This window comes from Rhodococcus sp. ACPA4, assembly GCF_002300185.1.
GTDB lineage: Bacteria > Actinomycetota > Actinomycetes > Mycobacteriales > Mycobacteriaceae > Rhodococcus_F > Rhodococcus_F globerula.
This window is the reverse complement of the sequence record NZ_NSDY01000001.1, coordinates 1692589-1704853: the sequence shown is the minus strand read 5'-3', so window position 1 is coordinate 1704853 and position 12265 is coordinate 1692589. Positions and strand designations below refer to the sequence as shown.

The window sequence follows — 12265 nt, the reverse complement described above, 5'->3', positions numbered from 1 at the left end:
CTATTTCAGGAAGCGTCAGCGGTGTAGCCGAGCATGCCCTTGATCTCCAGGTAGTCGTGGAAACCGAACCCGCCCCACTCACGTCCGTTGCCGCTCTTCTTGTAGCCGCCGAACGGTGCGGCGAAGTCGAATCCGTCATTGATGGCGACGGACCCGGCGCGGATCCGTCGAGCGACGGCGCGAGCTTGCTCGAGGTCCGCGCCGGCAACAAATCCGGCGAGGCCGTACTCGGTGTCGTTTGCGATGTCGATGGCGTCGTCGATGTTGTCGTAGCCGAGAATCGTGAGAACCGGTCCGAAGATTTCCTCGCGGGCGATGGTCATGTTGTTGGTGACGTCGGCAAAAACGGTGGGGCGGACGTAGTAGCCCGTCGGCAAGTCGTCCGGACGTCCGAGGCCGCCCGCAACCAGCGTCGCACCTTCGCCGATCCCCTTGTCGATCAGGGACTGGATCTTCTCGAACTGGGCCTCGGAGACTACGGGGCCGATTGCAGAATCGCCGCTCGGATCACCCACGGTCACCTGTGATGCTGCCTCTTGCGCGGCGCTGATGGCTTCTGCCATCCGGGAATTGGGCACAAGCATGCGTGATGGTGCGCTGCACGTCTGCCCGGAGTTCATCATCATGGTTGCCACACCCTTGGCGACGTTCTCGGCGAAGTCGCCGTCGTCGAGGATGATGTTGGGGCTCTTGCCGCCGAGCTCCTGCGAGACTCGCTTGACGCCGGGTGCGGCGTTGGTGGCGATGTCGATGCCGGCGCGGGTGGAGCCGGTGAACGAGATCATGTCGACGCCCGGGTGTGCGGACAGTGCTGCCCCGACAGTGGGTCCGTCGCCCTGGACGAGGTTGAACACGCCGGCGGGAACTCCTGCAGCGTCGAGGATTTCGGTGAAGATCTGGCCCGTGAACGGTGACTTCTCCGAAGGTTTGAGCACCATGGTGCAACCAGTTGCCAGTGCGGGGAAGACTTTCACGGCAATGAGGCTGATCGGCCAGTTCCACGGGGTGATCAATCCGCAGACTCCGATCGGTTCTTTGACGATCAGTGAATCGCCCTGCTGCTCCTCGAAGACGAAGTTCTCGAGTGCATCGATCGCGGTGGTGAGATGACCGGCACCAAGGTTCACTTGGAAACCGTTGGCCAGCGCGTTCGGTGCGCCCATCTCCTCCGTCAGAGCTGCAGCGAGGTCGCCCATCCGGTTCTGATACTCGGTGAGAATGTTTCGCAGAATCGTGAGTCGTTCCTCGCGGCTGGTTGCAGACCAACTCGAGAACGCGTCGCGTGCTGCCGCAACGGCGCGGTCGACGTCTGCTGGTGATCCTGATGCTACTGTGCCGCAGACCTTCTCGGTCGCAGGATTGACAACCTCCAGTGTGCTGGACTCCGCTGGATCGACCCATTGTCCGCCGATGTAGAACTTCAGATATTCACGCATGACTGTTCTGGTCCCTTTCGCAGTGTTCGTGAGTACTCGTCGAGCCGGGCATGATGCGAGCTGGAATGTTCACTGAGTGCCTTCTGCGTACCATGTTCGGAACTCGTCGTAGCTCGGCATTTCCTCGGAATTCGCCTTGGGGTCGACGGCAACGTGGATGACGCCCGGCTTACCGCTGGCGTAGGCGCGCTTGATCGCCGGCGCGATATCCTCGTCGCGGTCGACGTACTCGCCGTAGCAGCCGAAGCCTTCGGCAACCTTGTCGAGCCGCGTATCTGTGCTCCAGTGAACACCGGTCTCGAGTGATCCCTGGCCGTACGTGCGTTTGTAGACACCCACCTCGAGTCCCCACGCATAGTCGACGGCAACTACGCAGACCAGCGGCAGGTTGAGTCGCGCAGCGGTTTCCAGTTCTGCGATATGGAATTGGAACGACGAGTCGCCGGTGATCAACATGATGGGACGTTGGCCGCCGTCAGCTACACCGGCGCCGACGGCATACGGGAGCCCGGTGCCGAGGTGGCCGAAGTTCTGATTCCACATCACGTCGTGGGGTTTTGCCTGTGAGTACGTCCAGCCGAAGATAGTGGTGGCGCCGCCGTCTCGGACCATGATGCCGTCGCTCGGGAAATCCTTGGTCGCCTCGACAATCAGACGAGCGGGATGCACCGGAGTCATACCGGACGGCGCGGTTTCGGCAAGTTCCGCCAGCTGCGCCGCATCCTGTGTGATCCAGCCGTCGAGCTCGGGGGTTGCCGTGCGCGGTGCATCCCACAGCGCGTCGGAGAGTTGGGGAACAATCGCGCGGAGATCGCCGACGAGGGGCACGTCGATCCTGCGGTTGACGCCGATCGCCTCCGGATCCTGTTCGACGAGGATCCATTTCCGGTTCGCTTCGTTTGCGATCCAGTGCCGGCCCCGGCCGTAGTGGACCGGCTCTCCGAGTTCGGTGCCGATTGCCAGGCACAGGTCGGATTTCACCACGGCGTCGACAGCGGCGGAGGAGAAGCCGTATGGAAAGGTGCGGTTCTCGAGTCCTTCGATGAAGGAGGTGCCCCCTGAGGTCTGAATGACAGGGCAGGCCATGGCATCTGCGAGTGCCTTGACGGATTCGCCGGCGCGGGAGGTGTGGACTCCGTGCCCGATGAGCAGAATGGGTTGCTGGGCCGCTTGGATCAATTTCACCGCTTCGGCAACGAAGTCTGGACCCGCAGTCTGTCCGACCATGCGATATGCATTGGGGGGCAACGGGTCTGGAACGTCCAGCTCTTCCTGGATGATGTGGGAGGGGTATTCGATGTACACGGGTCCAGGGGTGCCGGACAGCGCCTTCCGCAGTCCTTCGCGGATAATTTCGTCCGTCTGATCGGCGTATTCGATACTGGCACTGTATTTTACGGATGCTTCGAAGAGGTTTGCCTGTTTGACGAATTGAATGCGCCCACGTCGAACGCGCTGTTCGGTGATGCGGGCGCGCTGGCCACCGAGGAAGATCACCGGTGAGTTCTCGACTTTGGCGCACATCATGGCGCCGGCCAGGTTTGCGACGCCGGGGCCAAGGGTGCCGATACACACCGCGGCCTTGCCGGTCATGCGCGATACGGCCTCAGCCATGAATCCGGCCGACTCTTCATGGTGCGGCGCAACCACATTCCATCCGCGTTCCTCGGCGAGGTGGAACATGTGCACGAAGTTCGGGTCGGGGATTCCGAAAATCGTGTTGATGCCCTCGGCTTCGAAGAGCTGCAAAATGCGTTCGTAAACCTTAACTGACATGTGCGTTGCCCTCCATGGCTATCGCAAAACTCTTGGTGATGTGGTCGACGTGAGCTGACGGGACGACAGGCAGGATCCACGGATCGCGGATGTCGCGGATGGCGTCGATCTGCCTTCCAACCTCCTCGATCGACCATGACGGTTGGTACACCCCGGGGGTTTCGGCGATGAATGCCCGAGCAACGCGGCCGCCGATTGTCACCAGCATTTCGCCGGTGATGGAACAGGATTCGTGAGCCAGCCAGGCGGCCGTCGGGGCCGTGAGTTCCGGTCCCATGGGCGGGTACGACGACGTGTCGAGCCCGTCGGCCAACCGCGTGATCGCTGCGGGAATGACGACGTTGGACAAGACGCCGTGGTCGGCACCCTCGATTGCTGCCACGTTGGACAGTCCGATGATGCCGGCCTTGGACGCCGCGTAGTTCGCGATGCGGTTGTTTCCGTACAGACCGCCGATCGACGAGGTCAGCACGATCCGGCCGTATCCGGCGTCGCACATCAGCGGGAATGCCGGCCGCAGTACGTGAAATGCGCCGCGGAGGTGAACGTCGAGAACTGCGTCGAAATCCTCGTACGTCATCTCCGTCAGCGGTGCGTAGCGGTTGTTTCCGGCGTTGTGGATGAGGATGTCGATACGTCCGTAGTGCTCGATGGCCGCGTTGACGATCGCCTGGCCGCCCGGTGCGGTTGCAACGGAGGCAGTGCTCGCGACTGCATCGCCGCCGGCAGCAGTGATCTCCGCGACGACCGCACTGGCGACTCCGCTATCTGTATTCTCACCGCTGATCCCGACACCGGGATCGTTGACGACCACTTTGGCCCCTTTGGACGCGAGTAGTAGTGCGTACTCACGTCCGATTCCTCTGCCGGCGCCGGTAATGACGGCAACACGACCGTCGAAGCGGGCCTCAGACATCGAGTTTCAGGCCTTCCAATGTGCCTGTGTCCCGCCAGGTTTGAAGGATTTCGCCCAGTTCGTAGAAGCCGCCCCAGAACGGGTCGCCGAGGAATGAGCGCCCGTTCGGCTCGCCTTCGCTGTTGTAATAGCCGGGGGTGCATTCCGACGTGAACGTGCTGTTGTCGATCGAGTGGGCCCGGATGGTCTGGATCCAGCCTTCTTCGGCTGCCGCGGTGGGTTCGACATGCGTGGCTCCGCGCGCCTGGGCCTCTTTGATGATGTACGCGATATGGTCGGCCTGCTGCTCGAACATCAGCGTTGTCGATGCGGTGACTCCGCCTTGAACGAAGCCGGTGGCGAAGTGGTTGGGGAAGCCGTGCGCCATGACACCGTGCAGGGTGCGGAATCCCTTGCCCCAGTGGTCGTAGAGGGAGGTTCCGTCGCGACCGGCAAACGGCGCGATGTCGAACTGGCGGTCGAGCGCGGTGGTGATCTCGAACCCACTCGCGAACACGATCGCGTCGAACTCGAGCTCGACGCCGTCGACCATCACGCCCTTCTCGGTGATCCGTTCCACGCCTTTGGTTTCCGACACATCGATCAGAGTGACGTTCGGGCGATTGAAGGTCGGGAGATAGTCGTCGTTGAAGACGGGACGCTTGCACATGTTGCGGTAGTACGGCTTCAGTAGTTCCGCAGTGTCCGAGTCGTCGACGATCTCCTCGATCCGTCGGCGGAGCCGTTCCATCGATCGGTAGTCCTCGATCTCCTTGAGTTCCATGAACTTCACCGGATCGGCGAGCGCAGCCCAGCCGTTGGTTTCGGTCAGTTTCGCGGCCATGTTGCGCGACACTTCGGTCCAGCCGTCGCAAATGAGATCCGGCTCGCCGGGGGAGTAGAAGGCAAAGGCGGCATTGTGGAAGTTGCGCTGACGTGCTGCCCGCCAACCTGGCTCGAGACTGTTCACCCATTGGGGATCGGTCGGGTAGTTGGCTCGCTCGAAGATGTACGACGGTGTCCGCTGGAAGACGGTCAGGTGCTTCGCGCCTTTTGCCAGGTGAGGGATCGCCTGAATACCACTCGATCCGGTGCCGATGACGGCGATTCGTTTGTCGGCGATCTTGTCCAGCCCGCCGTGCAGGTCGCCGCCGGTGTAGTCGTAATCCCAACGAGCCGTGTGGAATGTGTGTCCCTTGAAGTCCGTGATCCCGGGGATACCCGGAAGCTTCGGCCGGTTGTATGGGCCCTGTGCCATGACGACAAAACGAGCACGGATCTCGTCGCCGCGATTGGTACGGATCTGCCAGCGATTGATCTCCTCGTCCCATTCCAGCGAGCGGATCAAGGTATGGAAGATCGCATTGTCGTAGAACCCGAAGTGTTTACCGATGCGCTGAGCGTGCTCGAAGCACTCGTCGCCGTGCGAGAACCGCTCCTTCGGCATGTAGCCGGTTTCCTCGAGCAGCGGGAGGTAACAGTAGGCGTCCGAGTCGATCTGGATTCCCGGGTAGCGGTTCCAGTACCAGACGCCGCCGAAGTCGCCACCGAGTTCGACGATCTTGAAGTCTGTGACGCCCGCCTGCTGAAGGCGGTGCGCGGCAATGAGGCCGCAGAATCCACCGCCGAGGACTACGACCTCGATGTCGTCGGTGATGGGCTCGCGCGGTTCGACGGGCAGGTGCGGATCGCTCTCGTAGAAACCCGCGAATTCGTCGGCGGCCTCCACGTACTGCTGCTGACCTTCGGGACGAACACGCTTGTCGCGTTCGAGGAGGTACTTCGCCCGGAGAGCGTCGATGTCGACTTCGGGAGTGTGTGTGGGCGCGCAAGGCGTCATGGCCGTAGCTTGGGTCGGTGCGGTCATCGGATCTTCTTTCGTCAGAGCAAGTCAGTACACGATGTGAGGAGTCAGGCGAGATCCACCGGCGCACCGGTACCCATGTACGTGGCTAGGTTGTGGTGGAGGTTGACGATGCTGCGTTCGCGGTACGGGTTGGGTTTCGGCCCTGAAAAGCCTTGCGACTTCATACCTTTCTGGACCGCAGCCATGTTCACGAAGTCTTGTGGCAGGACGGTTCGCCAGGCCGGATCCTCCGGCGGGGTGAACTCCCATTCGGTTTCCGGTTCCTCGCCTGCGGGGAAGAGTTCGTAGACAGCGGCCTCGAAGATGCACTTGTTCGGATCGTCGCCGTAGGGCCGGGCGCTGTAGCAGAGCATGTTGTTCAGGGCGTGCCCGATCTGGAAGTTCGGGAAGATCTGCCACGCCGTGCCACTTGCGGCGACAACCTGTGGGTCGACGGTCGGCCAGATCACGCCACGCGCTTCGTCGTCGCGCCTGGCCGAATCCAGCCAGTGACGCAGAACCTGATCCGATGGGGTGCCCTCGGGGAGTTCGTCGATCAGTCGCTGGGCCGCATCGACGAGGGTCCGAGTTGTATTGGTGTTTGCATTTTCCCACGTGAAGTTCTGCATTTCGATGGTCGACTTACGGGGGTCCGCGCCGCTGCCGATGCGCAGTTTTGCCTGGTTTTCTTCCATGCCCTTCGGTGCGTCGTAGCCGATGTTGCTGTGCTTACCTTGGGCGCGCGACCAACCGAGAAAATTCCCGAAGTTCATGAACTCCGGGTGGGTGTACGGAACATGGTAGGTCTCCATGAACGCTTCGAGCGCAACCTTCCAGTTGCAGTCGAAGACAAGCCATTTGCGCCAGCGGTACCGCATGTTCTCGAGGTGGAAATGATCGAGAAGAGAAGCCGCGGGCTCGAGATAGTCACGTAGAGGTTCGCAGCCCGGATCCATGTTGATCCAGATCCATCCACCCCAGGTGTCCACTGTGACACCACGCAGCTTCGTTGATTCCTCGGTCAACCCACACGGCCAGTCCTGACGTTCGGCGGCGAAGGTGTTCTTGCCGTCGAGGTCGTACCGCCAGCCGTGAAACCCGCAGATGAATTGCCTTGCCTGGCCGCGGGCTTCGTGGGCACCGGGCGGCGTGTCGACGAGTCGGCGACCGCGGTGGGAGCAGACGTTGTGGTAAGCACTGATCGTGTCCGGGGTCGAGCGCACGATGATGACCGATTCATCGAGAATTTCGTAGGTGAGAAAGTCGCCGACCTTGGGAATTTCCTCCACCCGACCGACCTGCTGCCATACTTTCGACCACAGCTTGTCGCCCTCGGCGCGGGCATACGTCTGCGAAATGTATGCCTCCACACCGATGGTGAGTGGTGTGGAATGTGACTCGGTTACAGTCGATTCCGGAATGCTCTCGGCGGTGTCGGTCATGGTGTCTCCTCTTCACATCGGTTCTGTGTCAGTGCGTTATCGCGTCGCGGAACGATTCGTCCTTGAGAAAAAGTGACGTGTGATCTGGGCCCATGTGCGTCCACTTGAGATTCAGTCCGCCGTCCACGAGCAATGTCTGTCCGGTGATGTAGGTCGAGAGATCCGACAGCAGGAAGAGAATTGCACCGGCTTGCTCCTCAGGGCGGCCGCGTCGACCCATCGTGATGGCGCGGCGATCACGCTCGGGATCGTCGTCGACGTAGGTGGAGGACGCAGGGGTGGCGGTCACGCCGGGAGCGATGGCGTTCACTCGAATACCGACTTCGGCGAGTTCCACGGCCATCGTGCGGGTTGCCGCGACCAAGGCGGCTTTTGCACTGCCGTAACCGATATGAAAAGGCGCGGTGTTCATTCCGCTGATCGACGAGATCGACACGATGGAACCCGGACGGCTCTGCGCCTTCAATTCCGACGCGACCATCTGGCTCATGAAGAACATCGTTTCGAGATTTGCCGTGAACAATTCACGCCAGTCCGCTCGGGTGACGCGAGTGGACGGCATCCAGGTTGCAGGGGCAGCGCCGCCGGCGACGTTGACCAATCCGTGCAGTTTGCCGTCGGTGCGTCGAATCTGCTCCCGCACGATGGCAATACCGTCGTCGGTGGACGCATCGGCCGCGAGTGGGATGATCGAAAGACCCTGCGCGATAAGTGGTGCGATGTGGGTGTCGAGGTTTTCCTTGGAACGGCTCACGGCGATCACGGTTGCTCCGGCGCGGGCAAGCATGCTCGTTACCGACGTGCCGATCCCGCCGCCTGCTGCGCCCGAGACAACCACGATGCGTCCGTCCAGACCGACAAAGCTGTCGCCAACTTGGCTGTTGCTCATGGCGCGGCTCACACTGCCTTGCGTAGTGCCAGGACGCTGCCCTCTGCATCTGCGGAGACGTAGATTGTTCCGTCCGGTCCGGCCGCGATGCCGGCGAACGGGCCCTGAGGACCGGAGAACGGCGCTAGTCCCAGCAGCGGCTTGGGGGTGACACCCTCGGGTGCGCCCACCGGCAGATTGCCGGCAACTCGCTGCTGAATCTTGGTCGACAGATCGAAGCTGATCAGGGCTTTTGTTCCGACATCGACGATGTAGAGCACGCCGCCCCGAACAAGAATTCCCTGCGGGTTCTCGAGTCCGTCGACGATCGTGTCGACGCTGGAGCCGTTGATCGCGACGATTCGTCCGGCGCCGGCTTCGGAGACCAGGCAGGTACCGTCCGCGGTGAAGGCCACGCCCATCGGGTCGTGCAGTCCCGAGGCCAATTCTTCAACCTGCCCGCTCGACCCGACGGCAACAACTTTGCCTGCTCCCAGGTCGGCAACCGCGATGGTTCCGTTCGCGGAGACCGCGACACCGTAGAGTTGGTCGAGTCCTTCGGCGAGGACCTCACTTTCAGCGGTGACGGCGTTGTAGCGCGAAACGGTTCCGTTGCCCGCGACGATGAATTCGCCGTCGCCGACGGCCGTCATTCCGCGGATGTAACCGGGGTATCCTGGGCTGAAAAGCATTCCGAGAGTGCGGAGTTCGCCGCTCGGTTCGAGTGCGAGCAAGAAGGTGCCATCGGCGATGTACAACGTGCCGTCCGGGCCAACGGTCAAATCCAGGGGCCAAGTCAAACCGTCGGCCAAGGCGGTGCGGGTTCGGCCACCATCGAGGATCTCCGTGATCTGGCCGGTGAAACTCGATACGAACAGTCGATCACCTACGAAGGTGAGGTTGTCGAGTCCGGGATTGAGGCTTGCCAGTACGGTGCGATCGCCGTTGCGGGGATTGATCCGCAGCACTTCGCCCGACGCCACCTGGGTGGAGACGATGAAGCCCTCGGAGTCGAACTTGACTGCGTCCGGGACGCCGAGATCTGCTGCGACGCGTTCGGGTTCACCGTTGCCGTCGGGGTCGATGCGCCAGATTTCGTTGGTCCCGAGCACCGGGTAGTACAGCTTCCCGTCGGGACCGACCTCCATGCCGTTGGGCATCGGGAGGTTTTCGAGAAGTATCCGGGGTGCGCCGCCGTCGAGGCTCAGTTCCATCAACCGGCCACCGATGCGGCACTCGTTGACGAACAGTCGCCCCTGGTGGAACGTGATTCCGTTGACTCCGGGGAGGTCGTCGCGCAAAAGCCGCGTGCTGCCGCTTGATTCGCGCACGCTGACCCGGCCGTCGTAGTACTCGGTGATGTACAGGTCACCGGTGGGATCGAAGGCGACGTCGTCGGGCGCAACGATGTCGCTGCCCATGGCGCTGATGGTCTCGAGGTTGCCGGTGTTGATGTCGAGCGCGCTGATCTGGCTGCCTGCCACCTGTGCCACGTAGACGCGGCCGTCCGGTCCGGTGCGGAGTCCGTTTGCGCCGAACAGCCTGCTCGGGGGAGTGAGCCGGGTGAGATTCCAGCCCTCGGTGAGGGTGAATTGCGCTGGGCTGGTGTAGCGGGCCGCCTGTGTCAAGGAGTGCCTCCTGTGGTGAGGAGAGATTTTTGGGGGTGAGTAGACGGGCCTCGACTGACCGATTGGGTCGTGACGTGCGCCACTCTTCGTTGATCGTGAGCTAATCACGGAACCCTAAGCATTTCAAGTATTGCAATCCTTAGGAGGATGGAAGTACGATTCTCGCTATATGTGTGTCTGATTTCCGGTTTTGACGCAGCACTGATCGTGGGCAGTACTGATGACCGCCATGTGCGTATGTGCAGTACGGCGGTTTGTTCGCTGTGAGTCCGGCGCTGCTGGCCGGCGGGCAAGGGGTTTTGACTGTCCTTGGTGGACAGCGACTTTCGTTCGCCCTGACCTTCGAGCAATCCGGCACACTTCGGCTATATGCCGGACGGAGGCATGATCGAGACCGTAAGTCCAGGTGCTGATCTGCCCGAAGGCGGGTTAGCGCGCGACTACCTTTGGGCCGGCCTCGGCGTCACGCGATGCGGTCACTGCATTGCCTACATCCGCGAAGGCATCCACGATTCGTGCGTGGTTGGCCCGCTCTGCGATCACTTTCCACCCTCCTCTGGACGCAACCGTGGATACCGTTTATTCCGGTAACGCGATGGCGTGCAAGACTGGTGGATGAACCGCTGAGTCATCCGTTCCGGATAGGTGCCGTTTCTACGGCAATAGGGTGAAAATCGCGGCGGGTGAAAATCACAAGGGTGGCAAATGTACGAATCGAATTTGTTCTCCGACTCCAGTGCGACGGAGTCGGCCGAGATCGAAAAAACTGCAGAGGAATTGGCGTCCGAACGCACCGCATCTGTGGCGGAACGTTCCAACGCCGACACCGCTGAACAGCGCCAGTCGCAACTGTTCAGCGGGTAGTTTTTCGGCGCCGAGACGGGTCAGGATTCTTTCAGGACGGAGATCACGTTTCCGGCCGGGTCGGTAAACCAGGCGATATCGGGGCCGTTGCCTCGCATGATGCCGTTCTCCTCCTGCGGGAAGCCGTCGTATTTGACGAACTCCACTCCGCGGCCGGTCAGTTCGTCGACCGCACTGTCGATATCGTCCACGAGGAAATTCAGGATCGTGTACGACGCGGGTTCGTGATTCGGCTTGGGATAGACGAGTATTTCGGTCCCACCTGCTAGGTGCAGGCGGATAATTCCCATTTCCTCGTCTGTGACCTTCAATCCAAGGGTTTCGCCATAGAATTTCTTGGCCGCGTCAATGTCGTCGACAGAGAATCCGCTGATGGCCTTTGTGCTTCCGAGTGCGCTCATTTCTTGTCCTCACTCATGGTCGACTCCATCTCTGCTCGGGCTGCCTCGCTGAACTCGATAATCTGGATGTAGTTGCCATCGGGATCGATCGCAGTTGCAAACCAACTGCCGCCGCGGTCTTCGAGCGGGGCGAACCAGGCTCCGTCGAGCGCATCGATCCGCTTCGCAATTGCGCGCGCATCGTCGGTCTCGATATTGAGGAACATTCGGCCGGGTTCTTTGTTGGTGTCGCCGATGTCGTCGCGTTTGTCGATCATCACGTAGAAACCGTTGAAGTCGAGGACGTCGTAGCCGGGTTCTCCGGGTGTTCGGTCGACTTTCGGCGCAAATGCCTGCGCATACCAGTCGCGCAGCCGATCTGGGTTGGTGCTGGAGAGCAAAATGCTCCCGATGCTGGATCCGGACATGCTTCCTCCTGCTGGTAGCCGTACGGGCGAGTCGAGAAGGACTGCCTAGATTTATAGACTGCCCACTTCCGCAAAAGTCATCGCACGATACTCAGATATGTTCGGACACCAGGATTGCCGTCGTGCCGGGTTCGAGCGCTCGGAAGATATGTTCTTCGTCGCCGGGGTAGGAGAGGTAGTCACCCGGGCCCAGTTCGACGGGGTCGGTAGTCGGTCCGACTTCGGCTCGACCATGACCGATGACAACGTGTTCGGTGGTTCCGCGTGCATGCGGCGTGGATATGCGCGGTTCGCCCGGCTCGGCGACTATCCGGTAGAGGTCGCGCCGGGCATTCGGTGGGCTGGGAGCCAGAAGCGTCGCAATGTACGACGCGTTTGCAGACCCAATGGCCGGGCCGTCACCGGCGCGAATCAACTGGACAGGGTGCGACGGAGAGTCGACGAGTTGCGCGAACGGAACGCCCAGCGCGTTTCCGAGAGCCCACAACGTTTCCAGGCTGGGGTTTCCCAGGCCGGATTCGAGTTGTGAGAGTGTCGATTTGGCGATGTCGGCCCGTCGTGCGACTTCGGAGATGCTCAGTCCGGCTCGGGTGCGCTCTCGTTTGAGCGCACGCGCAACCAGTTGCTGAGGTGTGCTGTCCCCACTCACCATTGTTCGATGCTCCGATCATTCGTTCGCCTTGACGAACGGTGTCAGTTCGT

At 61.4% G+C, this 12265-nt stretch carries 11 protein-coding genes; 1 reads left to right on the top strand and 10 read right to left on the bottom strand.

Going from position 1 to position 12265, the window contains the following annotated elements; translation table 11 throughout:
* Window positions 1–5: 5 nt before the first annotated feature.
* The 7 genes from CJ178_RS07695 to CJ178_RS07665 form a co-directional block, all read right to left on the bottom strand.
* Window positions 6–1436: an aldehyde dehydrogenase family protein gene (locus CJ178_RS07695; protein WP_095886475.1), complete on the bottom strand. Its 1431-nt coding sequence runs from the start codon at window positions 1434–1436 to the stop codon at window positions 6–8.
* 69 nt (window positions 1437–1505) lie between these two features.
* A complete protein-coding gene (locus CJ178_RS07690) occupies window positions 1506–3212 on the bottom strand; it encodes a thiamine pyrophosphate-binding protein (protein ID WP_095886474.1) in 1707 nt (568 codons plus the stop codon).
* On the bottom strand, window positions 3202–4128 hold the full coding sequence (locus CJ178_RS07685; protein ID WP_095886473.1) for an SDR family NAD(P)-dependent oxidoreductase: 927 nt from the start codon (window positions 4126–4128) through the stop codon (window positions 3202–3204). Before CJ178_RS07685 ends, CJ178_RS07690 begins: the two co-directional genes overlap by 11 nt.
* Entirely contained in the window at window positions 4121–5974 is a 1854-nt protein-coding gene (locus CJ178_RS07680) for a flavin-containing monooxygenase (RefSeq protein ID WP_233365756.1), read from the bottom strand. Before CJ178_RS07680 ends, CJ178_RS07685 begins: the two co-directional genes overlap by 8 nt.
* A gap of 44 nt (window positions 5975–6018) precedes the next feature.
* On the bottom strand, window positions 6019–7395 hold the full coding sequence (locus tag CJ178_RS07675; RefSeq protein WP_095886472.1) for an aromatic ring-hydroxylating oxygenase subunit alpha: 1377 nt from the start codon (window positions 7393–7395) through the stop codon (window positions 6019–6021).
* 28 nt (window positions 7396–7423) lie between these two features.
* Window positions 7424–8284 (bottom strand): SDR family NAD(P)-dependent oxidoreductase, encoded by an 861-nt coding sequence (locus CJ178_RS07670; protein ID WP_033230943.1) that lies wholly within the window; start codon window positions 8282–8284, stop codon window positions 7424–7426.
* 8 nt (window positions 8285–8292) lie between these two features.
* Window positions 8293–9891, bottom strand: a complete 1599-nt coding sequence (locus tag CJ178_RS07665; protein WP_257013048.1) for an SMP-30/gluconolactonase/LRE family protein — start codon at window positions 9889–9891, stop codon at window positions 8293–8295.
* A 705-nt stretch (window positions 9892–10596) separates the two neighbouring features.
* On the opposite strand from CJ178_RS07665, the gene CJ178_RS32720 reads away from it, so the two are divergent.
* On the top strand, window positions 10597–10755 hold the full coding sequence (locus CJ178_RS32720) for a hypothetical protein (RefSeq protein WP_165826276.1): 159 nt from the start codon (window positions 10597–10599) through the stop codon (window positions 10753–10755).
* A gap of 20 nt (window positions 10756–10775) precedes the next feature.
* On the opposite strand, the gene CJ178_RS07660 is transcribed toward CJ178_RS32720, so the two are convergent.
* The 3 genes from CJ178_RS07660 to CJ178_RS07650 form a co-directional block, all read right to left on the bottom strand.
* Window positions 10776–11156 (bottom strand): VOC family protein, encoded by a 381-nt coding sequence (locus tag CJ178_RS07660; protein WP_033230942.1) that lies wholly within the window; start codon window positions 11154–11156, stop codon window positions 10776–10778.
* The gene (locus CJ178_RS07655; protein WP_045070208.1) at window positions 11153–11563 is read right to left on the bottom strand and encodes a VOC family protein; all 411 of its coding nucleotides are present in this window, start codon (window positions 11561–11563) and stop codon (window positions 11153–11155) included. The genes CJ178_RS07660 and CJ178_RS07655 overlap by 4 nt, the downstream gene beginning before the upstream one ends.
* A gap of 91 nt (window positions 11564–11654) precedes the next feature.
* Window positions 11655–12215 carry a helix-turn-helix domain-containing protein gene (locus CJ178_RS07650; protein ID WP_084703021.1) on the bottom strand — a complete coding sequence of 187 codons (561 nt, stop codon included), beginning with the start codon at window positions 12213–12215 and terminating at the stop codon, window positions 11655–11657.
* Window positions 12216–12265: the final 50 nt, after the last annotated feature.